The 22482-nt window shown below is 70.3% G+C and carries 25 protein-coding genes; 17 read left to right on the top strand and 8 right to left on the bottom strand.

Annotated elements, in window-relative coordinates; all coding sequences use genetic code 11:
- Positions 1-28: 28 nt before the first annotated feature.
- The 6 genes from WA675_RS18260 to WA675_RS18235 all read left to right on the top strand — a co-directional run bounded on the left by WA675_RS18260 (position 29) and on the right by WA675_RS18235 (position 4336).
- On the top strand, positions 29-886 hold the full coding sequence (locus WA675_RS18260) for a lytic transglycosylase domain-containing protein (protein ID WP_336085798.1): 858 nt from the start codon (positions 29-31) through the stop codon (positions 884-886).
- Positions 887-905: 19 nt separating this feature from the next.
- Positions 906-2042, top strand: coding sequence for an Mrp/NBP35 family ATP-binding protein (locus tag WA675_RS18255; protein WP_336085797.1), 1137 nt, complete (start codon positions 906-908; stop codon positions 2040-2042).
- Positions 2043-2208: 166 nt separating this feature from the next.
- Positions 2209-2529, top strand: a complete 321-nt coding sequence (locus WA675_RS18250; protein ID WP_336085795.1) for a DivIVA domain-containing protein — start codon at positions 2209-2211, stop codon at positions 2527-2529.
- Positions 2526-3158 carry a DNA-3-methyladenine glycosylase I gene (locus WA675_RS18245; RefSeq protein ID WP_336085793.1) on the top strand — a complete coding sequence of 211 codons (633 nt, stop codon included), beginning with the start codon at positions 2526-2528 and terminating at the stop codon, positions 3156-3158. The genes WA675_RS18250 and WA675_RS18245 overlap by 4 nt, the downstream gene beginning before the upstream one ends.
- A gap of 105 nt (positions 3159-3263) precedes the next feature.
- Positions 3264-3431 carry a DUF3117 domain-containing protein gene (locus tag WA675_RS18240; RefSeq protein WP_011211259.1) on the top strand — a complete coding sequence of 56 codons (168 nt, stop codon included), beginning with the start codon at positions 3264-3266 and terminating at the stop codon, positions 3429-3431.
- On the top strand, positions 3428-4336 hold the full coding sequence (locus WA675_RS18235) for a putative RNA methyltransferase (protein WP_336085915.1): 909 nt from the start codon (positions 3428-3430) through the stop codon (positions 4334-4336). Before WA675_RS18240 ends, WA675_RS18235 begins: the two co-directional genes overlap by 4 nt.
- Positions 4337-4607: 271 nt before the next feature.
- On the opposite strand, the gene glgA is transcribed toward WA675_RS18235, so the two are convergent.
- A complete protein-coding gene (gene glgA, locus WA675_RS18230; RefSeq protein WP_336085914.1) occupies positions 4608-5774 on the bottom strand; it encodes a glycogen synthase in 1167 nt (388 codons plus the stop codon).
- Positions 5775-5884: 110 nt separating this feature from the next.
- Here glgA and glgC point away from each other — a divergent pair, with 110 nt between their 5' ends.
- Entirely contained in the window at positions 5885-7102 is a 1218-nt protein-coding gene (glgC, locus tag WA675_RS18225) for a glucose-1-phosphate adenylyltransferase (protein ID WP_336085788.1), read from the top strand.
- A gap of 36 nt (positions 7103-7138) precedes the next feature.
- Here the strand turns inward: glgC and WA675_RS18220 are convergent, their stop codons facing one another.
- Positions 7139-7771 carry an O-methyltransferase gene (locus tag WA675_RS18220; RefSeq protein ID WP_336085787.1) on the bottom strand — a complete coding sequence of 211 codons (633 nt, stop codon included), beginning with the start codon at positions 7769-7771 and terminating at the stop codon, positions 7139-7141.
- 272 nt (positions 7772-8043) lie between these two features.
- Between WA675_RS18220 and sigE the strand changes: the two genes are divergently transcribed.
- From sigE to WA675_RS18175, 9 genes are all read left to right on the top strand, one after another.
- On the top strand, positions 8044-8697 hold the full coding sequence (gene sigE / locus WA675_RS18215) for an RNA polymerase sigma factor SigE (RefSeq protein ID WP_336085786.1): 654 nt from the start codon (positions 8044-8046) through the stop codon (positions 8695-8697).
- A 74-nt stretch (positions 8698-8771) separates the two neighbouring features.
- The gene (locus WA675_RS18210) at positions 8772-9140 is read left to right on the top strand and encodes a hypothetical protein (protein ID WP_278263232.1); all 369 of its coding nucleotides are present in this window, start codon (positions 8772-8774) and stop codon (positions 9138-9140) included.
- Between the two features lie 11 nt (positions 9141-9151).
- Positions 9152-10690, top strand: a complete 1539-nt coding sequence (locus tag WA675_RS18205; RefSeq protein WP_336085785.1) for a S1C family serine protease — start codon at positions 9152-9154, stop codon at positions 10688-10690.
- 33 nt (positions 10691-10723) lie between these two features.
- Positions 10724-11143: a Sec-independent protein translocase protein TatB gene (gene tatB / locus WA675_RS18200; protein WP_336085784.1), complete on the top strand. Its 420-nt coding sequence runs from the start codon at positions 10724-10726 to the stop codon at positions 11141-11143.
- A 181-nt stretch (positions 11144-11324) separates the two neighbouring features.
- Positions 11325-12182 carry a hypothetical protein gene (locus WA675_RS18195; RefSeq protein ID WP_336085783.1) on the top strand — a complete coding sequence of 286 codons (858 nt, stop codon included), beginning with the start codon at positions 11325-11327 and terminating at the stop codon, positions 12180-12182.
- A gap of 116 nt (positions 12183-12298) precedes the next feature.
- Positions 12299-12871, top strand: coding sequence for a hypothetical protein (locus WA675_RS18190; RefSeq protein WP_336085782.1), 573 nt, complete (start codon positions 12299-12301; stop codon positions 12869-12871).
- Positions 12872-12959: 88 nt separating this feature from the next.
- A complete protein-coding gene (locus WA675_RS18185) occupies positions 12960-14033 on the top strand; it encodes an XdhC family protein (RefSeq protein WP_336085781.1) in 1074 nt (357 codons plus the stop codon).
- 92 nt (positions 14034-14125) lie between these two features.
- Positions 14126-14689 (top strand): TetR/AcrR family transcriptional regulator, encoded by a 564-nt coding sequence (locus WA675_RS18180; RefSeq protein WP_336085780.1) that lies wholly within the window; start codon positions 14126-14128, stop codon positions 14687-14689.
- On the top strand, positions 14686-15153 hold the full coding sequence (locus WA675_RS18175) for a DUF6640 family protein (RefSeq protein WP_336085779.1): 468 nt from the start codon (positions 14686-14688) through the stop codon (positions 15151-15153). The genes WA675_RS18180 and WA675_RS18175 overlap by 4 nt, the downstream gene beginning before the upstream one ends.
- Here WA675_RS18175 and WA675_RS18170 read toward each other — a convergent pair.
- Genes WA675_RS18170 through dapE form a run of 6 tightly spaced genes read right to left on the bottom strand, consistent with a single transcriptional unit; the run spans position 15150 to position 21479 of the window.
- Positions 15150-16088, bottom strand: coding sequence for a glucosyl-3-phosphoglycerate synthase (locus WA675_RS18170; RefSeq protein ID WP_336085777.1), 939 nt, complete (start codon positions 16086-16088; stop codon positions 15150-15152). The two genes, WA675_RS18175 and WA675_RS18170, sit on opposite strands and share 4 nt — an antisense overlap.
- A complete protein-coding gene (gene folP / locus WA675_RS18165; protein WP_336085776.1) occupies positions 16085-17182 on the bottom strand; it encodes a dihydropteroate synthase in 1098 nt (365 codons plus the stop codon). The genes WA675_RS18170 and folP overlap by 4 nt, the downstream gene beginning before the upstream one ends.
- 42 nt (positions 17183-17224) lie before the next feature.
- Positions 17225-18991, bottom strand: a complete 1767-nt coding sequence (locus WA675_RS18160) for a long-chain-acyl-CoA synthetase (RefSeq protein ID WP_336085775.1) — start codon at positions 18989-18991, stop codon at positions 17225-17227.
- Between the two features lie 11 nt (positions 18992-19002).
- Complete coding sequence (locus WA675_RS18155; protein WP_336085774.1) at positions 19003-19557, bottom strand: TIGR00730 family Rossman fold protein; 555 nt, start codon at positions 19555-19557, stop codon at positions 19003-19005.
- Positions 19551-20357: a TIGR00730 family Rossman fold protein gene (locus tag WA675_RS18150; protein ID WP_336085773.1), complete on the bottom strand. Its 807-nt coding sequence runs from the start codon at positions 20355-20357 to the stop codon at positions 19551-19553. Before WA675_RS18150 ends, WA675_RS18155 begins: the two co-directional genes overlap by 7 nt.
- Positions 20358-20384: 27 nt before the next feature.
- Positions 20385-21479 (bottom strand): succinyl-diaminopimelate desuccinylase, encoded by a 1095-nt coding sequence (gene dapE, locus WA675_RS18145; protein WP_336085772.1) that lies wholly within the window; start codon positions 21477-21479, stop codon positions 20385-20387.
- 273 nt (positions 21480-21752) lie between these two features.
- Between dapE and WA675_RS18140 the strand changes: the two genes are divergently transcribed.
- Positions 21753-22370, top strand: coding sequence for a hypothetical protein (locus WA675_RS18140; RefSeq protein ID WP_336085771.1), 618 nt, complete (start codon positions 21753-21755; stop codon positions 22368-22370).
- Positions 22371-22482 lie beyond the last annotated feature (112 nt).

Below are 22482 nucleotides of genomic sequence, written 5' to 3'. Positions count from 1 at the left end.
CCAACACGGTTGAGGAGGGCACCACACAGTGGGTCGTCATCGGAAACAGCCTGCTACGACAGTTCGGCGTAGCTCGCTCATCGCACTGACCGGATTGGTCCCCGCCGGACTCGTGGCCGTCACCGCCGCCGCGACCGACGTGACCACAGCAGCCACCGCGGCGGTCGAACACGACCTGCCCGAGCTCGACCAGGAGGCCGCGCCCGAACTCGCCGCGGCACCCCAGGCCGAGGTCGCCGAGGTGGCGCACAGGGAAGCACGGCAGTCGGCCTCGGCCGCGCCGGTGGTCAAAACCGTTGCGCTGCCGGACGATCGGGTCGCCGCCGACCTGCCCGCCGGGCCGCTCGGCATTCCCGGCATCGCGGTCGCCGCCTATCAGAACGCCGAAGAGCAACTGGCCGTGGAGAATCCGCACTGCGGCATGAACTGGTCGCTGCTGGCCGGGATCGGCCGGGTTGAGTCCACCCACGCCTACGGCAAGGCCGACGCGCAGGGCAACCCGATCAAGGCCGTCTACGGCCCGGTCCTCGACGGCAGCCTCTACGGCAACAATGTCATCTACGACAGCGACGGCGGCGAGCTCGACGGCCTCGGCGGCTACGACCGCGCCATCGGCCCGATGCAGTTCCTGCCCGAGACCTGGCAGCGCTACGCCGCCGACGGCAACGCCGACGGCATCGCCGACCCGCAGAACCTCTTCGACGCCGCACTCACCGCGGGCCGCTACCTCTGCGACGGCGGCCTGAACATGCGCGACCTGTCCCAGCAGTCCAAGGCGATCCTGCGCTACAACAACTCGATGGCCTACGTCGCCAATGTCATGGCGTGGTCGGGCTCTTACTCGAGCGGCCTCGCGCCCCGCCCCCAGGACCTGCCGCGGATCTGAGCCGCATAATATCGGTCATATGGCAGTGATGACGGAAGCGGATGTGCGGGCCGCGCTCGCGAAGGTCGACGACCCGGAGATCCGCAAACCGATCACCGAGTTGGGCATGGTGAAGTCCATCGCCATCGCCGACAGCGGTGATGTGCATATCGAGGTGTACCTGACCACGTCCGGGTGCCCGTTGCGGACCGAGATCATCCAGCGCGTCACCAAGGCCGTCGCGGATGTGCCCGGCGCGGGCGCGGTGACCGTCGACCTCGATGTGATGAGCGACGAGCAGCGCACCGAGCTGCGCAAGTCGCTGCGCGGCGATTCGGCCGAACCGGTGATCCCCTTCGCCCAGCCCGGCTCGCTGACCCGCGTCTACGCCGTCGCCTCCGGCAAGGGCGGCGTCGGCAAGTCCAGCGTCACCGCCAACCTCGCCGTCGCGCTGGCCGAACGCGGGCTGTCGGTGGGTGTGCTCGACGCAGATATCTACGGCCACTCCATCCCGCGCATGCTCGGCTCCGACGCCAAGCCCACCCAGGTCGAGCGGATGATCCTGCCGCCGGTCGCGCACAACGTGAAGATGATCTCGATCGCGCAGTTCACCACCGGCAACACGCCCGTGGTGTGGCGCGGCCCGATGCTGCACCGCGCGCTGCAGCAGTTCCTGGCCGATGTGTTCTGGGGCGATCTGGACGTGCTGCTGCTCGACCTGCCGCCCGGCACCGGTGACGTCGCCATCTCCATCGCCCAGCTGATCCCCAATGCCGAGATCCTGGTCGTCACCACTCCGCAGATCGCCGCCGCCGAGGTGGCCGAGCGGGCGGGCGCCATCGCGCTGCAGACCCGCCAGCGCATCGCGGGCGTGGTGGAGAACATGTCCTGGCTGGACCTGCCCGACGGCTCCCGGATGGAGCTCTACGGCTCCGGCGGCGGCGAGGTGGTGGCCGAACGCCTCACCCGCGCGGTCGGCGCGAACGTGCCGCTGCTCGGCCAGATCCCGATCGAGCAGGCCCTGCGCGAGGGCGGCGACGCGGGCACCCCGATCGTGCTGGGCGACCCGGAGAACTCCGCCGCCGTCGCGCTGCGCGGCGTGGCCGACAAGCTCGCCGTCCGCAAGCGCGGCCTGGCGGGCATGTCGCTGGGCATCGACACCACCCGTCATCTGTAGCGACAATTCGTCCTGCAAAAAAGACAGCTGATCTCGCGAGAACATGGGTAACTCGTCGGGCACCGGCTGACTCGCCGCGCTGGGGCCGCCGGCCGCACGCCTGACTCGCCCCGCGCCTCGGTCCGGCCAGAAATCCCGGAGAGGCGGAACAGCCTAAGGTGGAGTTGTGCTGACCTTGCTCTTATACGTGCTCATCGTCGGGTTGGTCGCGGCGATGCTGTTCCTGGTCGCCAGTGCGGTGTTCGGGCGGTCCGAGGAGCTCGGGCCGCTGCCGGAGGGGACCACGGCGACGGTGCTGCCCGCCCAGGGCGTGACCGGGGCCGATGTGCGGTCGCTGCGATTTCAGCAGGTGGTGCGCGGGTACAAGGCCGGGGAGGTCGACTGGGCGCTGGGCAGGCTGGCCGAGCGCATCGACGAGCTCGAGCTCGAGCTGGCCCAGGCGCGGCACTGGCAGGCGCAGGTGCTGGCGAGCCAGGACCGGCCGTGAGCGAGCCCGCCGACGACGGGCTGGTGCGCTGCGGCTGGTCGACCGGCTCCCAGCTCTACCGCGACTACCACGACACCGAGTGGGGCGTGCCCCTGCACGGTGACGACGCGCTGTTCGAGCGGCTCTGCCTGGAGGCGTTCCAGTCGGGGCTGGCCTGGATCACCATCCTGCGCAAGCGGCCCGCGTTCCGCGCCGCCTTCGCCGGGTTCGAGATCGCGAAGGTGGCCGAATTCGGCGAGGCCGACCGCGCCCGGCTGCTCGCCGACGCGGGCATCGTGCGCAATCGCGCCAAGATCGACGCGGCCATCACCAACGCCCGGGTTGCTCGCGACCTGCCGGTGAGCCTGGACGAGCTGGTGTGGTCGTTCGCACCCCCGCCGCGCCCGCGGCCGGTCTCGCTCGCCGATGTGCCCGCCACCACACCCGAATCCGTTGCTCTGGCAAAGGAATTGAAGCGCCGGGGCTTCGCTTTCGTCGGCCCGACCACGGCCTATGCCCTCATGCAGGCGACCGGGATGGTCGACGATCACCTGGAAGTTTGCTGGGTACGCCCCGCCCCGGAAGGAACCGACTCGAGAGTCACATTTCCTACTCAGGTGACCGCCCGCGCGGGCAATAGGGAAGAATAGGACCGGTGTGGCCCGCCGAACACCCGGCGAGCCCGCTGGTTGGCGACAACCGGCAGACGAGAAACAGTGCGCAGACAGACCGCGCAGATCTGGAGGGAGCAGAGGATGGCGGCCATGAAGCCCCGTACCGGGGACGGTCCCCTCGAGGCAACCAAGGAAGGTCGTGGAATCGTCATGCGGGTTCCACTCGAGGGTGGCGGGCGTCTGGTCGTCGAACTCACGCCGGACGAGGCTGCGGCGCTCGGTGACGAGCTGAAGAGCGTCACCAGCTGACAGCGCTCGACACGGTCGCCGCACTCCTGGCCTGTCCGGAGTGCGGCGCCGCATTGCACCAGCGCGACCGTGCGCTGCGTTGCGCGGCCGGGCACAGCTTCGACATCGCCCGCCAAGGCTATGTCGGGCTGCTGACCGGCGCGTCGACGAAGATGACCGGCGATACCGCCGCCATGCTCGACGCGCGCGCCGCCTTCCAGGGCGCCGGACACTTCGCCCCCATCGCCGCGGCCACCGCCCACGCCCTGAGCACGGACGACACCGGCACGGCCGTCCCACCAGTCACCGCGATAGCCGACAATGGGGACGGCGCCGATAGGCTCGCCCCCGCCGACGACGTGGTGCTCGAGATCGGCGCGGGCACCGGCTACTACCTGGCAGCGGTCCTCGATACCCGGCCCGGCTCCTTCGGGATCGCCCTGGACGTGTCCAAACCGGCCGCGCGCCGGGCCGCCCGCGCGCACCCCCGCACAGCCTCGATCCTGGCCGACGCCTGGCGTGGTCTGCCGGTCCGCGACCACACGCTCACCGGCGTGCTCTCGGTCTTCGCTCCACGCAACCCCGGCGAGATCGCCCGCGTCCTGGCCCCTGGCGGCCGCTTCGTCGTGGTCACCCCCACCGACCGGCACCTGGGCGAGCTGATCGCCCCGCTCGGCATGGTCCGGGTCGACCCCGACAAGGACCGCCGCCTGGCCGAGTCGCTGTCGGCCACCTTCACCCGCGTCGAGCACACCCTCGTCGAGTTCCCGATGAAACTCACCCGCGCCGATGTCACGAACGTGGTCGCCATGGGCCCGTCGGCCTTCCACGGCACCCCCACCGACGACCCACGCATCGCCGCCCTCCCCGACATCACCAAGGTCACCGCCTCGGTCACGGTCTCGATTCACCTCCCGCGCACCTGACTCTCGCCTGCGAGAACCGCCTCGCCCGGCTGTCACGAACCGGAGCCAGGCAGCCGATCAGCGCCCCACCACCCGCAGTCACCACCTCGGCGACGGTCACGTCTACCTTTCGGATACCTGCCCGCCGACGGACGCCACCAGTCCCGGGCTTCCAGCGAACCCCATCGAGCTCTCGACACCCTGCTGGAACGTACCCGCGCCACCGGCCTCGCCAGCCTCGCCATCCGCAGACCTCAGCACCCGGGCGCGGCTCCCACCCCGAGCACCCGCCTCACCGCAGCACGCTGCGATACACCGCGACCGTGTCCTCGGCGATCTTGGCCCAGTCGAACTCCGCGATGGCGCGGGCCCGCCCTGCCTCGCCGTAGCGTCGTGCCAGGTCCGGATCACTCGCGACCGCGTTCACCGCCATGGCCAGTCCGCGCTCGTAGACCTCCGGCTCGTCGGCGGCGTAGTGCACCAGTGTGCCGGTGACCCCGTCGGCGACCACCTCGGGAATCCCGCCGACATCCGAGGCCACCACCGCCGTGGCACACGCCATCGCCTCCAGGTTCACGATGCCCAGCGGCTCGTAGACCGACGGGCACACGAACACCGTCGAGGCGGCCAGGATCTGGCGCACCTGTTCGGTGGGCAGCATCTCGCGGACCCAGAACACCTTGCCGCGGCGGCGGTGCAGTTCCTCGACCGCCGCGGCCACTTCCTGTTCCAGCTCGGCGGTGTCGGCGGCGCCCGCGCACAGCACCAGCTGGATGCCGGGGTCGAAATCGTGGGCGGCGGCGAGCAGGTGGCCGACGCCCTTCTGCCGAGTGATCCGGCCGACGAACGACACGATCGGTTGGCCGGGATCCACGCCGAGGCGTTCGAGCACCGGCGTCTCCCCCGGCGCGGGCGGGCCGGGATGCCACACGCCCGCGTCGATCCCGTTGTGCACCACGTGCACCCGCGCGGGATCGATGGCCGGGTAGGCGTCGAGCACGTCGTGGCGCATGCCCGCGCTGACGGCGATGATCGCGTCGGCGTTCGCCATCGCGGTGCGTTCCGACCACGACGACAACCGGTAGCCGCCGCCGAGCTGCTCGGCCTTCCACGGCCTGCGCGGCTCGAGCGAATGCGCGGTGAGCACGTGCGGGATGTCGTAGAGGGTGGCTGCCAGATGCCCGGCCAGGCCCGCGTACCAGGTGTGCGAGTGCACCACTTCGACCCCACCGGCGGCATCGGCCATGCGCAGCTGGGCCGACATCATCTGTAGGGCGGCATTGGCGGCGTAGAGCTCCGGATCGGGCCGGTGCACCACCGCACCGGAGCGCGGCGCGCCCATGCAGTGCACGGTGATGTCGCACAGCGCGCGCAGCCGCGCGGTGAGCTCGGTGACGTGCACGCCCGCCCCGCCGTACACCTCCGGCGGGTATTCCCGGGTCAGCACGGCGACGCGCAACGCGTCGGCCCGCGCCTGCTCGCTGTGCGTGCCAGAACTCACCGGTCCAAATTAGACCGTCGGGTCGACATGAGCCACCGACGCCTGCGCGGACCTGTACTTTGAGCAGGGTGAGGAGCCAGCCGCACGTACTCGGGATCGTGCTCGCCGGTGGCGAGGGCAAACGACTGTTTCCGCTCACGGCAGACCGCGCCAAGCCCGCGGTTCCGTTCGGTGGCGCCTACCGCCTGATCGATTTCGTGCTCAGCAATCTGGTGAACGCGGGCTATCTGCGCCTGTGCGTGCTCACCCAGTACAAGTCGCATTCGCTGGACCGCCACATCTCCCAGACCTGGCGGCTGTCCGGGTTCACCGGCGAGTACATCACCCCGGTGCCCGCCCAGCAGCGCCTCGGCCCGCGCTGGTACACCGGCAGCGCCGACGCGATCATGCAGTCGCTCAATCTGATCTACGACGAGGACCCCGACTACATCGTGGTCTTCGGCGCCGACCACGTCTACCGGATGGACCCGGAGCAGATGGTGGCCAGCCATATCGCCTCCGGGGCGGGCGTCACCGTGGCGGGCATCCGGGTGCCGCGCAGCGAGGCCAATGCCTTCGGCTGTATCGACTCCGACGAGTCCGGCCGGATCACCCAGTTCCTGGAGAAGCCCGCGCATCCGCCCGGCACGCCCGACGACCCGAACATGACCTTCGCCTCGATGGGCAACTACGTGTTCACCACCCGCGTGCTGGTCGACGCCATCCGCGCCGACGCCGAGAACTCCGATTCCGACCACGACATGGGCGGCGACATCATCCCGTCGCTGGTCGCCGCGGGCCAGGCCGCGGTCTACGACTTCGCCGACAACGAGGTGCCCGGCGCCACCGAGCGCGACCGCGGCTACTGGCGCGATGTCGGCACCATCGACGCCTTCTACGAGGCGCACATGGACCTGGTCTCGGTGCACCCGGTGTTCAACCTCTACAACAAGCACTGGCCGATCCGCGGCGCCGCGGAGAACCTGCCGCCCGCCAAGTTCGCCCAGGGCGGGCTGGCGCAGGAGTCGATCGTCGGTTCCGGCTCGATCCTGTCGGCGGCCACCGTGCGCAACTCGGTACTCAGCTCGAACGTGATGATCGACGACGGCGCCACCGTCGAGGGCAGTGTGCTCATGCCCGGCGTGCGGATCGGGCGCGGCGCGGTGGTGCGGCACGCCATCCTGGACAAGAACGTGGTGGTCGGCGAGGGCGAGATCATCGGCGTCGACCTGGATCGCGACCGGGAACGGTTCGCGGTGAGCAACGGCGGGGTGGTCACCGTCGGCAAGGGCATCTGGGTCGGTTGAGCTGAATCACGGCGGCTGGCGCCGCGGGTTCTCGCCTCAACACCTCGAGGCGCAGAGTAGGCCGTCGCCGATCGGGATGAGGACGCTGGTCAGGTCGGGGTTCTCGGCGATGGCGCGGGTGGCGGCGCGCACCGCCATGGTGGCCGGGTCGCGCTGGGCCGGGTCGGGGACCCGCCCGCCGAGCAGCGCGTTGTGCAGGATGAAGGCGCCGCCTTCGCGGAGTAGTCGTACGCCCTGCTCCACGTAGTGCAGGTGTTCCATCGGCGCCGCGTCGACGAAGACCAGGTCGTAGGCGCCGTCGGCGAGCCGGGGCAGCACGTCCAGGGCGCGGCCGTTGATCAGCCGGGTGCGCGCGGGCGGGATGTCGGCGGTGCGGAAGGCCTCCTTGGCGGCGCGCTGATGCTCGGGCTCGGAATCGATGGTGGTGAGGGTGCCGTCCTCACGCATTCCGTCGAGCAGCCATAACCCGCTGATCCCGGCGCCGGTGCCGACCTCGACGACCGCGCGGGCGCCCAGCATCTGCGCGTACATGCTCAGCACCGCGCCGACCGAGGCGGGCACGGGCGCGGCGCCCAGTTCGGTGGCCCGCTCACGCGCGTCGAGGAGGACCTCGTCCTCGACGACGGACTCCTCCACGTACGCCAGGTTCCGCTCCACGTTCGATGCCACAGCTAAGAGGCTAGGCCACGGGAGGGGTCTGTGTATTCAGCGAAGGCGCGGGTGCGGCGAAATGTCGATTCTCAGGCCACACTCAGGATCCCCACACCTGTCCCATATCGCGACAGGAAATAGTTGCCCTACGCAAGGCCAGCCGATCGCGGCGGGCACGAGACGCGGGAACAACCACACACCGTTGCTGGTTGATTCCGAACAGCAAGGTTCGCTGACCCGGACCGGACGGTTTCGTGCCAGCGGTCCCGAGTAGGAGGTGTCCCATCCCGATGGTAGACACGGCGCGTCGCAACGCCACACTGCCCGATCACACTCTCCCCGCCGACGTCACCGACCTGGCGGACGACGCCTTCGATGCCGAGCTCACCGGCACCGCCGCCTTCGACGCGACCGGTGACCGCACCGTCATGCCCTCCTGGGACGAACTGGTCCGCGAACACGCCGACCGGGTCTACCGCCTGGCCTACCGCCTCTCCGGCGACGCCCAGGACGCCGAGGACCTCACCCAGGAGACCTTCATCCGGGTCTTCCGCTCGCTGCAGAACTACCAGCCGGGCACCTTCGAGGGCTGGCTGCACCGCATCACCACCAACCTGTTCCTGGACATGGTCCGCCGGCGCAACCGCATCCGGATGGAGGCCTTACCCGAGGACTACGACCGGGTGCCCGCCGAGGGACCGACCCCCGAGGACGCCTACCACGACGCCCGGCTCGACCCCGACCTGCAGAAAGCGCTGGACGCGCTGGCACCGGAGTTCCGCGCCGCGGTGGTGCTGTGTGACATCGAGGGTCTGTCCTACGAGGAGATCGGCGCCACGCTCGGCGTCAAGCTGGGCACCGTGCGCAGCCGGATCCACCGTGGGCGGCAGGCGCTGCGCGAGCACCTTGCGCATAATGGAACTACGGCAGCGGTATTCCGCTGACGCCTACGCTGGGTGGCACCGGATCCGGTGTCCCCGGTATCTCGGTCGATGTCGGTCGGAAGGATGTTCTCCGCATGAGTGTGGACCCCGGGGCGGCAGGTCGGTCGCCGCGCTTCCAGCCCACCGAGCACCTGGCCAGCGAGGCGGTCGCGGCCTATGTCGACGGCGAGCTGCGCATGAACGCCTATCTGCGCGCCGCCCAGCATCTTTCGGTCTGCCCCGAGTGCGCCGCCGAGGTCGACGCCCAGCAGCAGGCCCGGATCGCGTTGCGCCGCGCCGCCGAGGTGGCCGTGCCGCGCAGCCTGCACGACAGCCTCACCCGCATCCCGCTGGCCGAACTGCCCGGCACGCAGGCCCAGCCGCCGCGCCGTAACGAGGCGTTTCTCGGATTCATCACCGATTCCTTCACCGCGACCCGGTGGACAACCTGGCGGCGCAAGTAGAGTCTCGACACGTGACAGGCGAATCGACGAATTCCGGATCGACCGAGCACGCGGAATCGGGGGCCGAGCGGGGGAACCTGCGTCCCTCGGACGCGCCGAACCTCGGACCGCGCCCGGTGTACCGGCCCCACATCGACAGCCATACCGCGCGCGCGTTCCGCCGCCCGAACGGCCAGTCCGGCTCGTTCGCCCCGCACGAACCGCGCCCCACCGACCGGCCCGCCGAGACCGATCAGCTCGTCACCCAGCGCCCGCCCGACGGCGTGCTGGCCGAGGCGTTCGCGCGGCCCGAGGGCTCCGACGAGCTGTTGCAGCGCGAGCCCGGCTCCGCTGAGGACAAGCCGGTCGTCGCCGGACCGGTCGATCCCTGGCGTGACCCGGCCGCCGCGGCCCGGCTGGGCGCCCCCGCCGTCGCCGCCGCCCCCACCTCGCGTCCACCGGACGCGCCCAAGCTGACTGCCCGCGAGGTGCTGTTCGGCGCCACCGTCGCACCCAAGGCGCTGGCTGTGCTGGCCGCGCTGGCACTGGGCATCGCCGTGGTCGGCGGGCTGGTCGGGCGGATCACCGCCGAGACCGCCTCCACGCTGACCTCGCGGGAGGTCACCCTCGATCAGACCGGCGGCACCGAGGAGCAGCCGCACAGCCGCATCGCCGCGGTCGCCAACGCGGTGCTGCCCTCGGTGGTGTCCATCCGGGTCACCGTCGGCGACAACGGCGCGACCGGCTCGGGCGTGGTGATCGACGGCAAGGGCTACATCGTCACCAACAACCACGTGATCTCGATGGCCGCGACCGACAAGTCCGACCGCGCCGCCATCCAGGTGCAGTTCTCCGACGGCACCCGGGTGCCCGCCCAGATCGTCGGCCGCGATCCCAAGACCGACCTGGCCGTGCTGAAGGTGGAGGCCGAGAACCTCACCGTGGCCAATCTCGGCAAGTCCGAGGACGTGCAGGTCGGCGACGACGTGCTGGCCATCGGCTCGCCGCTGGGCCTGAGCAAGACCGTCACCTCCGGCATCGTCAGCGCCCTGCACCGCCCCGTGAAGCTGCAGGGCGAGGGCAGCGACACCGACGCGGTGATCGACGCCGTGCAGACCGACGCCGCGATCAACCCGGGTAACTCCGGTGGCGCCCTGGTCGACATGGAGGGTCGCGTGGTCGGCATCAACACCGCCATCCGCAGCGAGACCGGTGGCTCGGTGGGCCTGGGCTTCGCCATCCCGGTCGACGTGATGCAGAACGTAGCCCAGACCCTGATCAACGACGGCCAGATGCACCACCCGGTGATCGGGCTGAGCGCGCGCACCAAGACCGTCGCCAACGAGGTGATGAGCGGCGCGGCCGTGGCCGATGTGGCGCCCGACGGCCCGGCGGCCAAGGCGGGCATCGTCGAGGGCGATGTCATCGTGAAGGTCGGCGACCGGGAGGTCACCGGTCCCGACGAGCTGGTCGTGGCCGTGCAGCAGCACAAGATCGGCGACAAGGTGAACGTACAGTTGATCCGGGACGGCAGGCAGGTGGACGTGTCGGTCACCCTCGAATCCGACTGATCAGCAGGGTCGCGCGCCGGGTAACCTGGATTCGTGTTCAGCAACATCGGGTGGAGCGAGATGATGATCCTGCTCGTCGCCGCCCTCGTGATCCTCGGCCCGGAGCGCCTGCCCGGCGCCGTGCGCTGGACCACCCGTTCGCTGCGCCAGGTGCGCGACTACGCCAGCGGGGCCACCAGCCAGCTCAAGCAGGAACTGGGACCGGAGTTCGACGAGCTGCGCAAGCCGCTGGCCGAGCTCAACGAGCTGCGCTCGATGAGCCCGCGGGCCGCGGTCACCAAGCACCTGCTGGGCGGGGACGACTCGGTGCTGCGCGATCTGGAGAATGCGGTGCCCGACAAGCAGCAGCTGTTCGGTGCCAGCAGCGGCATGCCCGACACCGTCGGCAAGCCCTCGCTGCAGAAGCCGCTGACCCCCAACGAGCGCCCGCCGATCGACTTCGACGCCACCTGACCGGCAGAACACACCGCACGGTCGGCATTTGCCACGGGATCGCGCGGGGCCGACATGGCCGCGACGACCTCGCGTCCTTGTGATTGCCGACAACGGTTCGGGAATTCTCCTTGTCGCACAGGACAGTTGGATGTCAACCGATATAGACACGGAATGCTGTTCAGCTGTCTAGACTTCGCACATGTCGGCCGATGACGTGGCAAGAGTCTTCGCGATCGAGGACAAGGTCGAGAGACTCAAAGCGGCCACCGACGGGGTGGCGGCTGCCCAGCAGACCATCAACGAACTCACCAGGATCAGGCGCGCCGTGATCCGCGAACTCCATGCCGAGGGCTGGACGTTCGCCCGGATCGGCGCCGCGGCGGGATTGTCCCGCGCGCGGATCCATCAGGTCAGCACCCAGGGTCCGGTCCCCGAAGGACTGTTCTTCGGGCACGGCTCGCTGACCGTCCTCGCGCCCGAGGTGCGCGCGGGCAGACTCCTGGGCGCGCCCGATCCGGCCGCCCCGCAGCGCCTGGCCGAGCTCCTGCGCCAGCTCGGTTTCGTGGCGAACGTGGAGACCTTCCTGCCCGGCAGACCGATCGATCTCAATCGCGACGGCCTGGTGATCCTGGGCGGCCCCGAACTCTCACCCAGCCTGCGTCAGCTGGTGGTGGCCGATCCCCGGCTGCGCCGCACGGTGACCCGGGCCGGTGACACCCGCCGCGGCATCGAGGACCGGGCCGCGCGGCGCGTCTACCGGCCCGGTGGCACCGAACCGCACGACATCGCCTACCTGGCCCGGCTGCCCCGCCCCGACCGGCGCGGCAGCATCATGCTCATCGACGGCCTGCATCCGCCCGGCTCCCTGGGTGCGATCCGATTGCTGGCGACCCGCCTCGCGACCCTGCACGAACGCGCGAGCACCCAGTTGTTCTCCGTTTTGATCGCGGTTCGGTACGACCGCACGACCGGAGAACCGGTAGACGCGGACCTGCTCACCCCGGTCTACCGGCACGAAACCGACCCCAGGTTGGCTACGACCCGGGTTCATCCATAACTGGCATTAAACTAACCATGCTTTGTGATCTGCATCACGGTATTGTTATGGATCACATGTCGTCCACGATGGTTAGATTGCTAGCGAGTAACCGAGTGTGAGTAGGTGAGCTTCACATGTTCTCGTCTCCCGAGGCCAGCGCATGCCGGGTCCTGCCCGTCCGCGCGGCAGGCACCCCGGATCCACGCCCCGTACCCTCCTTCGACGCCGCGCCCGTGGCCGACGAGGTCATCGTCGCCACGCATCGCGTCACCTACAGCGACCGATTGAAGGTTTTCATCGGCCCGCACGAGGACGTCGACAGCTTTCTGCGCCCGTTGCGCCGGATGGACGGCCACCAGCGCTACGCGCTCGAACTGACCCTGCTCCCCGAGCCCATGCCCGCCACCGACGTCACCGCGACGGCGAGTTCGGCGCGCGGGGATCTGGCGCTGCAGTGCGCGGGTTCGGCGAGCGCGATGACCCTGCGGCTACGCACGACCATCGACCACGTCACCCGCCGCTACACGCTGGGTTTCACCGGCAGCCGCCTCGGCCTGCCCACGGTGTACCTGCCGCACGGCGACGCGGACACCTACGTCTATCCCGAAGAGGTCTTCACCGCCGAGCACGCGACGGAGATCTTCCGCGGCTTCTTCCACGCGGGCACCGTCCCGGCCGGGCTACAGCGCCGCGAGATCCTCGACTGACCCGCCGCGCTCGGCGCGCGCGGATGCCCGGTGATAGCTAGGCTGGTCACAGCGGTCACTGGGTCGGCCGCGGAGAGGCCGGTGGGCCATGCGCGAACTGCTCGGACCGGTCCTCGACCTGCTCACCACGCAGCCGGTGGCGCTGGCCAGGATCGTCGCCCGCACCGATGCCGGGCCGCGCGAGACCGGTGCCGCGATGGCGGTGACCGGCGCGAGCCGGGTGCTCGGCTCGCTGTCCGGCGGGTGTGTCGAGGCGGCCGTGCTGCACACCGCCCGCCAGGTGCTGCGCGACGGCCAGGCGAGCGGCGAGCGCTTCGCCGCCGCCGACGGGTTCGCCGTGGGCCTGCCCTGCGGCGGTGAGGTCGAGATCTTCGTCGAACGCCTCGACCACACCGCGATTCCGCTGCTGCGCGAGCTGCACGACGCGGTGACCGCGCATCGCCCGGTCGCCCTGGCCACCACCCTGGAAACCATGCCGGACCGGAAACTCCTGCACCCCGGCGACACCGCACCCTGGCACGGGATCGACCGCGATGCCGCCGCCCTGCTCGCGGCGGGCAGACACGGGATCATCGGCGCCCAGGACGGCACCCCGGCCGCCGCCACCCGCCCGCGCACCTTCGTGCAGGTCTTCCACACCCCCGCCCGGATGATCCTGGCCGGTGCCGACGACTACACCCGCGCGCTGGCGGCCGCCGCCGCGCCGCTGGGCTTTCACGTCACCGTGGTCGATGCCCGCGAAACCTTCTGCACCCCGGCGCGTTTCCCCGCCGCGCACGAGGTGGTCATCGACTGGCCACACCGCTACCTCGCGAACGAATACCGGGCGGGCCGGGTAGACCCCCGCACCGTGGTCTGTGTGCTCACCCACGACCCGAAATTCGATGTCCCCCTGCTCACCACGGCCATGCCGCTCCCCCTCGCCTTCCTCGGCGCCCTCGGCTCCCGCCGCGCCCACGCCGACCGCGTCACCCGCCTACGCGAATCCGGCTGCACCTCCGCCGATCTCGCTCGCGTCCACAGCCCCCTCGGTCTGGACCTCGCCGCCCACACCCCCGAGGAAACCGCCATCTCCATCCTCGCCGAGATCCTCGCCGCCCGCTCGCACGCCTCGGCCCGGCCCCTGGCCGACCTCGACGGCCCCATCCATCCGCCGCGCTGAGCGTCCCGGACCTCGGGCACTGACGCACACGCTCAGATTTTGATACAGTTTGTCTCGAAAGTTCGTAACATCCTGTCTCACAACGAGGTCCGATGCGTCCACCCGATCCCCGCACCGTGCGCAGCCGCGACACCGCACTGGCCGCCGCGCGAGAACTACTGATCGAACAGGGCTTCGCCGGGCTCACCCACGGCGCCGTCGCCGCCCGCAGCGGCATCAGCCGGGCCACCCTGTACCGGCTCTGGCCCGAACCCACCGAGCTGGTGCTCGCCACCCTCACCCGGCATATCGCGCGAGCCCAGTCCACACCGACCGGCGAGCTGCGGGCCGACCTGCGCCGCGAGCTGGCGGGCACCCGCGCCATGCTGCACGATCCCGGCAGCGACCAGGCCATGCGCGTGGTGATCGAAAGGGCCGCTGTCGAACCGGAATTCGCGCGGATCAAGCGGGCGCTCTATCGGTCGGGCACCCGGGTGGTGCGGGCCGTGCTGACCGACGCCGTCGCGTGCGGCGAGCTCCCGGCCGGGCTGGATATCGACCGGGCCGTGGACCGGCTCTTCGGTCCCCTGTTCTTCCGGCGGCTCCTCGCCGACCGGACCTTCGACCTCGATTACGTCGACGACGTCATCGACGACTTCCTGCGAGGCCCCGCATGAGCACCTCACCCACCCGAACCCTGTCCACGACACGCGTTCTCGTCATTCTCCTGGCGGTGATCACCGCCGCGGGCGCCCTGCTCGCGGACTACCTGATTCCGGCGAGCGCCGACCAGCACCTGCACAATCCGGCCTGGCCCCCGCACGCGAAATTCCATGACGCCCAGTACATCGTGATGTCGATCCTGCTCGGCGCCCTCGCGCTGATCCTGCTGCTGCGCCCCGGCGTCTCGCACGCCCGGATCGACACGGCCTGCGCGATCCTGGCCGTCCCGTGGCTGGGCCTGCTCGGCGCGTTCCTGTTCCCCAGCACCGCCATCAAGGACCCCGGCTTCGACAACCCGCAGATATTGGGGCTGCACCCGCAGGTCCTGCTGGCGCTGATCCTGCTCGCCCTGCTGGCGCTCGCCGTCATCCTCAACCGACGCGCCGCCGCTGGGACAGGTGCGGCGCCATTGTCCTAGGCCGCGACCTGTTCGGGGCGCAGGGTGTTCATCGGGGGCCGGTCCTCGAGGGAGACCTCGGTGGAGTGGGCGATGAATTCGCCGCCGATGAGGGGGAATTGGGTGAGGGCCGCGCCGGAGTCGGGGACGCCGCTGCGGCGCAGGGCGGTGCCGAGGATCTGGCGGCTCATCACGCCCAGGTCGGACAGCGGGCGGTTGCGGTGGGTGCGCACGCCCAGGTTGACCTGGGTGATGGCGTCGAGGCCGAGGCGGTCGTAGGTGTCGAGCAGCAGGCCGATCTCCACGCCGTAGCCGGGGGCGAAGGGGACGGCCGTGAGGAGCTCGCGGGTGCCCGCGTATTCACCGCCGAGCGGCTGGAGGACCTGGGCCAGTTCGGGGCGTAGCGCGGCCAGCAGCGGGCGCGCGACCAGCTCGGTGACCCGGCCACCGCCGTGCGCGTCCACCGACTCGCCCTGACGCAGCGGGCGCCGGTAGTACGCCTTGGACAGGTGCGTGCCGGGTGTGGTCAGCAGCGGGCCGAGCAGCTTGGGCACGAAGGCCGGGTCGGGGTCGATGAGATCGGAGTCGACGAAGGCGATCAGGTCGCCGGTGGTGCAGGCCAGCGAGCGCCACAGCACCTCGCCCTTGCCGGGCACCGGCTCGAGTTCGGGGACGGCTTCCTCGCGGGTGATCACCTCGGCGCCCGCGGCACGGGCCCGGGCGGCGGTGGCGTCGGTGGAGCCGGAGTCGAGCACGAGCAGTTCGTCGACGAGGGTGCCGAGCAGCGGCCGGATACTGGCCACCACATCGGCGACGGTGTCCTGTTCGTTGAGCGCGGGCAGCACCACCGAGACGGTGCGGCCCGCCTTGGCGGCGACGAGTTCGTCCACTGTCCAGTCGGGGGTGTCCCAGGTGTGGGTGGTGGCCCAGGCGGGCTCGCGGTGTTGGATTTTCATGCCAGACCTCGCAGAGTTCGTGCGGGGGGCCGGATGCCCTGGATCGCGGCGATCATGTCCACGACCCGCCGGGTTTCGGCGACTTCGTGAACCCGGAAGATCCGAGCGCCCGCGGCGGCCGACCACGCGGTGGCCGCCAAGGTGCCCTCGACCCTTTCGGTGAGACCTACCCCTAGAGTCTCCCCGATAAAATCCTTGTTGCTCAGCGCCATCAGTACTGGCCACCCGGTTTTTACGAGACTGTCGATTCCACGCAACAACTCGAGCCCGTGGTAGGTGTTCTTTCCGAAATCATGCGTGGGATCGATCACAATCCCGTCCCGCCGCACACCCGCGGCGGCCGCGCGCTCGGCCGCGGCGACCACCGTCGCGGTCACCTCGGCCACCACATCGGCGTAGCGCACGCGGTGCGGGCGGGTGCGCGGTATCGCCCCGCCGGTATGACTGCACACGATCCCCGCGCCGGTCTCGGCCGCCACCCGCACCAGCTCCGGGTCGGCCCCGGCCCAGGTGTCGTTGATCAGCTCGGCGCCCTCGGCCACCGCCGCCCGCGCGACCTCGCCGCGCCAGGTATCCACACTGATCAACAGGTCGGGATACTTGGCGCGGATCGCCGCCACGAACGGCACCACCCGCAGCGTTTCCTCGGCCGCGTCCACGGTGGCCCCCGGTCCCGCCTTGACCCCGCCGATATCGACCATGTCGGCGCCCTCGTCGACGGCGCGGGCCACCCGGTCCATGGCGGCCTCGTCGGTGAAGGTGGCGCCGCGGTCGTAGAAGGAATCGGGCGTGCGATTCACGATCGCCATCACCAGTGCCCGATCCCCAGCCACCCGCCGCCCGCAGAACCACGTCTCCGCACCTTGTGCCGAGGGCTGGGAACCGCTGCCGGTGGCGTGCCGGGCAGGCTCGCCCCGCGTCTCCGCGTCTTTTGCCGACGGCTGGGAGCCGCTGCCAGTCGCGTGTCGGGCAGGCTCGCCCCGCCTCTCCGCGCCTTTTGCCGACGGCTGAGAGCCGCTGCCGGTGGTGTGTCGGGCAGGCGGTTCGGTGGCTGGTGGCGGTTCGGGCGTGCCCGACGAGTTACCCATGTTCATGCGAAATCAGACGTTACCTTGCGGTCTCCGGGCGATTCCGGGCTATCGCGGGGCTCGACCGCCCGCGACGTCGGCGGCGTAGGCGTCGTAGGCGGGCACATAGCCCTCAGAGGGGCCCGACAGCACGTAGAGCTGACTGTCCGAGTCCGGGGTGTAGCCCTGCTTGCGCAGTTCCACCTTGCGGCTCTTGAAGGTGGAGGTCTGTTCCAGTTCCGCGACCACCCGCACGAACAGCGGCACCGCGTAGAGCGGCAGGCGGGTGTAGGCGGTGGTGGCCAAGGCGCGGCCGTCGAACTCGGCGCCGGGGTGCAGGGTGACCGCGGCCATGCCCGCCTTGCCGTCGGTGCCGGGGATGTCGACGCCGTAGACCACGGCCTGCTCGATGCTCTCGTCGTGGTCCAGCGCGCCCTCGACCTCGGTGGTGGCCACGTTCTCGCCCTTCCAGCGGAAGGTGTCACCGAGCCGGTCGACGAAGGCGATGTGCCAGAAGTGCTGGTCGCGCACCAGGTCGCCGGTGTCGAACCAGCAGTCGCCCTTGGTGAAGCCGTCGCGGACCAGCTTGGACTCCGACGCCTTCTTGTCGGTGTAGCCGTCGAAGGGCTGGCGGTCGTTCACCTTGGCCAGCAGCAGCCCGACCCCACCCGAACGCACCCGGCGCAGCTTCCCGTCGCGACCGCGCTTGGCCTTGCCGGTCTCGTCGTCGTACTCCACCACCGCGTACGGCAGCGGGCACAGCCCGGCGGTCCGGTCGACGCCGAACGCGTTGACGAAGGCCAGCGGCGCCTCGCTGGACCCGTAGAACTCCACCACCCGCGCGATCCCGAAGCGGCGGCGGAACTCGTCCCACAGTTCCGGCCGCAGCCCGTTGCCGACGGCCAGGCGCACCCGGTTGCCCTTTTCGGCCGGGCGTTCGGGCTGGTTGAGCAGGTAGCGGCACAGCTCGCCGATGTAGATGAACGCGGTCGCGCGCTCGCGGGCGATCTCGTCCCAGAAGCCGGAGGCGGAGAACTTGCGGCTGAGCACGTAGGTCGCCTCGCCCGCCAGCACCGACGACAGCGCGACCGTGAGCGCGTTGTTGTGATAGAGCGGCAGGCAGCAGTACAGCGCGTCGTCGGCGCGCAACCGCACGCCGAGCCCGCCGAGCCCGGACATGCTCTTGGTCCAGCGGTGATGGGTCATCACGCTGGCCTTGGGCATACCGGTGGTGCCGGAGGTGAAGATCAGGAAGGCCCGCTCCCCCGCGGTGACCTGCGCGCAGACAGCCGGGTCGGCGTCGGCGGCGGTGCGCGCGGCCTCGGCCAGCTCCTCGGCGGGCAGCACGTTCGCGGCCGGTTCGGGCAGCGAGTCCAGCGCCTCGGCGCATTCGGCGCCGACCACGTTGAGCACGCTGTCGAGCAGGCCGATGCTGTGCGCGAGCACCTGATCGCGCTGGTTGTAGTTGAGCAGGCCGACGGTGGCGCCCAGCTTGAGCACCGCCAGCACGGTGAACAGCGTCTCGGGCCGGTTGGTCATCAGCACGCCGACCACCTCGCCGCGGCGTACCCCGCGCGCCGACAGCACCGCCGCGTACCGGTTGACCTCGCTGTTGGCGGCCCGATAGGTGTAGGAACTGCCTTCGAACCGCAGGAACACCCGGTCCGGGCGGCGGTGCGCCACCCGCTGGAAGTACCGCCCGATGGAGGCTTTGTCCTTGGGCCCCACCAGCATTCCGCGCGCGTTGCGCAGCATGCCGGGGGCGTCCATGGCCATCCCCGGCAGTGCCTTGGCCAGGTCGAACACGCTCACCGTGTCGCGGGCGTCGTTGCTCACGTCGATCTCTCCTACCCTTGCGCCGCAGCCGGTTCCAGCGCGGCGAACGCGGCCGCCAGATCGGTGACCACGATGATGCGGTCCCGCGCCTGCCGGGTCATGATGTTGCGCTCGTACAGTTCGTCGATCCAGCGGAACAGCCCGTCGTAGAAGCCGTTCGCGTCGAGCACCACGACCTTCTTGTCGTGCTCGCCGAGGTAGCCGCCGGTCCAGGTCTCGAAAAGTTCCTCCAGCGTGCCGATGCCGCCGGGCAGGGCCAGGAACGCGTCGGCGCGCTCCTCCATGATGCGTTTGCGCTGGCGCATGGTGTCGGTGACGATCAGTTCGTCGGAGTCGACATCGGCGACTTCCCGGTGCACCAGGTGTTTCGGGATCACGCCGAGGGTGTGCGCGCCCGCCGCCCTGGCCGCGGTCGCCACCGCGCCCATCATCGACACGTGCCCGCCACCGGAGACCAACCCCCACCCGCGCCGGGCGATCTCGGTGCCCACCCGCGCGGCGAGGCCGATCAGTTCCGGGTCGGTGGTGCTGGCCGAGCAGTAGACGCAGATCGAGTAGCTCACCACTGGTCCTCGGTGCCGAGGCGCTCGATATCGGGGTGGCCCACGTGCTCGCCCTGGATGATCCGCACGACCTCCTCGACGCTGTCGGTGACCTGGATCAGGTCGACGTCCTCGGGCGAGATCTTGCCGGAGGCGGCGAGCGTGTCCCGCAGCCAGTCGACCAGGCCCGACCAGAACGCGGTGCCGAACAGGATGATCGGGAACCGGGTGATCTTGCGGGTCTGCACCAGGGTCATCGCCTCGAACAACTCGTCGAGGGTGCCGAAACCGCCGGGCAGGCAGACGAAGGCCTGCGAGTACTTCACGAACATGGTCTTGCGCACGAAGAAGTAGCGGAAGTTGATCCCCAGGTCCACCCACTCGTTGAGGCCCTGCTCGAACGGCAGCTCGATGCCGAGGCCGATCGAGTAGCCGCCCGCCTCGGAGGACCCGCGGTTGGCGGCCTCCATCGCGCCGGGGCCGCCGCCGGTGATCACCGCGAACCCGGCCTCGGTCAGCGCGGCGCCGATGGCCCGGCCCGCCTGGTATTCGGGATGGTCACGCGGGGTGCGGGCCGAGCCGAACACCGTCACCGCGGGCGGCACCTCGGCCAGCGCGCCGAAGCCCTCGACGAACTCGGCCTGGATCCGCAGCACCCGCCACGGATCGGTGTGCACCCAGTCGGCGTCCTGACGCGAGTCGAGCAGGTTGCGGTCGGCGGTGCGCACGCCGGGCTTGCGTTCGCGCCGGAACATCACCGGCCCCCGGAACTTCGCCGTCGATCTGACCTTCCCACCCTGCTCGTCCGCGGAATCGGTAGACATGCTTCCCAACCTACTTGCCGTGGGCGTTCAGCTCCGGGTGAGGTAGGTGCGCAGCATGGCGGTGACAGCCGTGATCTGCGCCAGCGGCACGTGCTCGTCGCGCTTGTGCGCCAGATTCGGGTCGCCGGGGCCGAAGTTCACCGCCGGGATGCCGCGCGCGGCGAAGCGTGAGACATCGGTCCAGCCGTACTTGGCGCGCACCCCGCCGCCGCCGTGCGCGTTCACCGAGTCGATCAGGGTGCGCGCGGCGGGCGCGGTGAGGCCGGGCAGCGCGCCGGGCGAGGAATCGGTGACCTCGAAGCTCACCGCGAGCCCGGCGAAGACCTCGCGCACGTGCTCGATCGCCTGCTCGACACTGCGGTCGGGCGCGAAACGGAAGTTCACATCCACCTCGGCGACATCGGGCACCACATTGCCCGCCACCCCACCGGACACCCGCACCGCCGACAGGCCCTCGCGGTAGACGCAGCCGTCGATGTCGACCTGACGCGCCTCGTAGGCGGACAGGCGCTCGAGCACCGGCGCCAGCCCGTGGATGGCGTTGTCCCCCAGCCAGGCGCGGGCCGAGTGCGCGCGCACGCCCGAGGTGGTCAGCCGCACGCGTAGGGTGCCCTGGCAGCCCGCCTCGATCCAGCCCGCCGACGGCTCGCCCAGGATGGCGAGGTCGCCCTCGAGCCATTCGGGCAGGTCGCGCTCGATGTGGCCGAGGCCGTTGAACTCGGCGGCGATCTCCTCGCCGTCGTAGAAGATCAGCGTCAGGTCGTGGGCCGGGTCGGCGATGGTGGCGGCCAGGTGCAGGAAGACCGCGTCACCGGACTTCATGTCGACGGTGCCGCAGCCGAACAGCACCGGCTGCCCGTCCACCTCGGCGGGGCGGCTTGGCACATTGTCGGCGATCGGCACGGTGTCCAGGTGCCCGGCCAGAATCACCCGGGTCGGCAGCCCGCGCCGGGTGCGCGCGAGCACCACATTGCCGTGCCGCAGCACCTCGAAGCCGCTGGTCTGCTCCCGCAGGGCCTGCTCGACCAGATCCGCGATCTTGGCCTCGTCCCGCGACACACTGGGGACGTCGACGAGGGCGGCTGTCAGCTGGATCGGATCGGCGCGCAAATCGAGAGTCACATCTCGACAGTAGTACGCCCGCGGGCCCGCACCCGGCGTTCGCGGGCAGACGCGGCGATCGGCCGTCCGGTCACGCGCAGCATCGTCCCAGCGAACCGGTGATAACCCGCGCGACGCTCGGCGACCTCGCGTCACGAACCCGCGAAACCCCAGCTCGAGCAAATATGACGATCTCATGACGACGAACCCGGGTGTGTCCCATCGTTTTTCGGTTCGCTAGCGTTACAGCCGCCGCTCCGCTCGGGGCGGAATCACATGGAGGGGTTCAGCAGAATGAAGTTCGGAAAGATCACCAGTGCCGTTTTCCTCGCGGTGGCCGCGGTGGGTATCACCGCCGCGACCGCGAACGGTCAGCCCGCCGTGGCGACCGAGCAGCCGGCCGTGGTGGCTTCGGGGGGCGTGACTTCCGGTGTCGCGCAGGGCATCAACTACAACACCACCGTCTCGCCGGTCGACAAGACCATCACCTGGTCGGTGGACAGCGGCCGCTTCCAGCTGACCGAGGACGGCTCCGCCGTCGCCCTGATCGCCGACAACGGCGCGACGGTCGACCAGGTGGCGCTGAAGTCCGAGGTCGCCGGTCTGCCGATCGCGGTGGCCCAGGAGATCAGCGCGGACGGCCGCAGCGTCAAGCTGGCCGCCTCGATGACCCCCGAGGACACCACCAAGCTGGGCAACATCGCGGAGCTCAAGGACATCAGCTCCTACGACCGGCTCATGGAGCAGGTCAACAAGAACCTGCCGGGTATCGCCATCGGCGGCATCATCGGCGCGTTCATCCCGTTCCTGTGGCTGATCACCATCCCCGCCGGGATGCTCATCGGCGGTTACGTGATGGGTGGCCAGGAGTTCCTGGACGCCGTGATCGCGTTCGCCACCGGTCAGCCCTGATCTGACGCGGTAGCACCGTGCGGGGTGTGCGGGCCACAGCGGCCCGCACACCCCTTTCTCGTCGGCGGCCGGGGGTAGCGCACACTTCGCCGGGCCGACCCGGCAAAATGGG

The sequence above is a fragment of the Nocardia sp. SSK8 genome (assembly GCF_037034205.1).
Classification (GTDB): Bacteria; Actinomycetota; Actinomycetes; order Mycobacteriales; family Mycobacteriaceae; genus Nocardia.
Note: the sequence above shows the minus strand (reverse complement) of the source record. Positions and strands in the feature narration are given on the sequence as shown.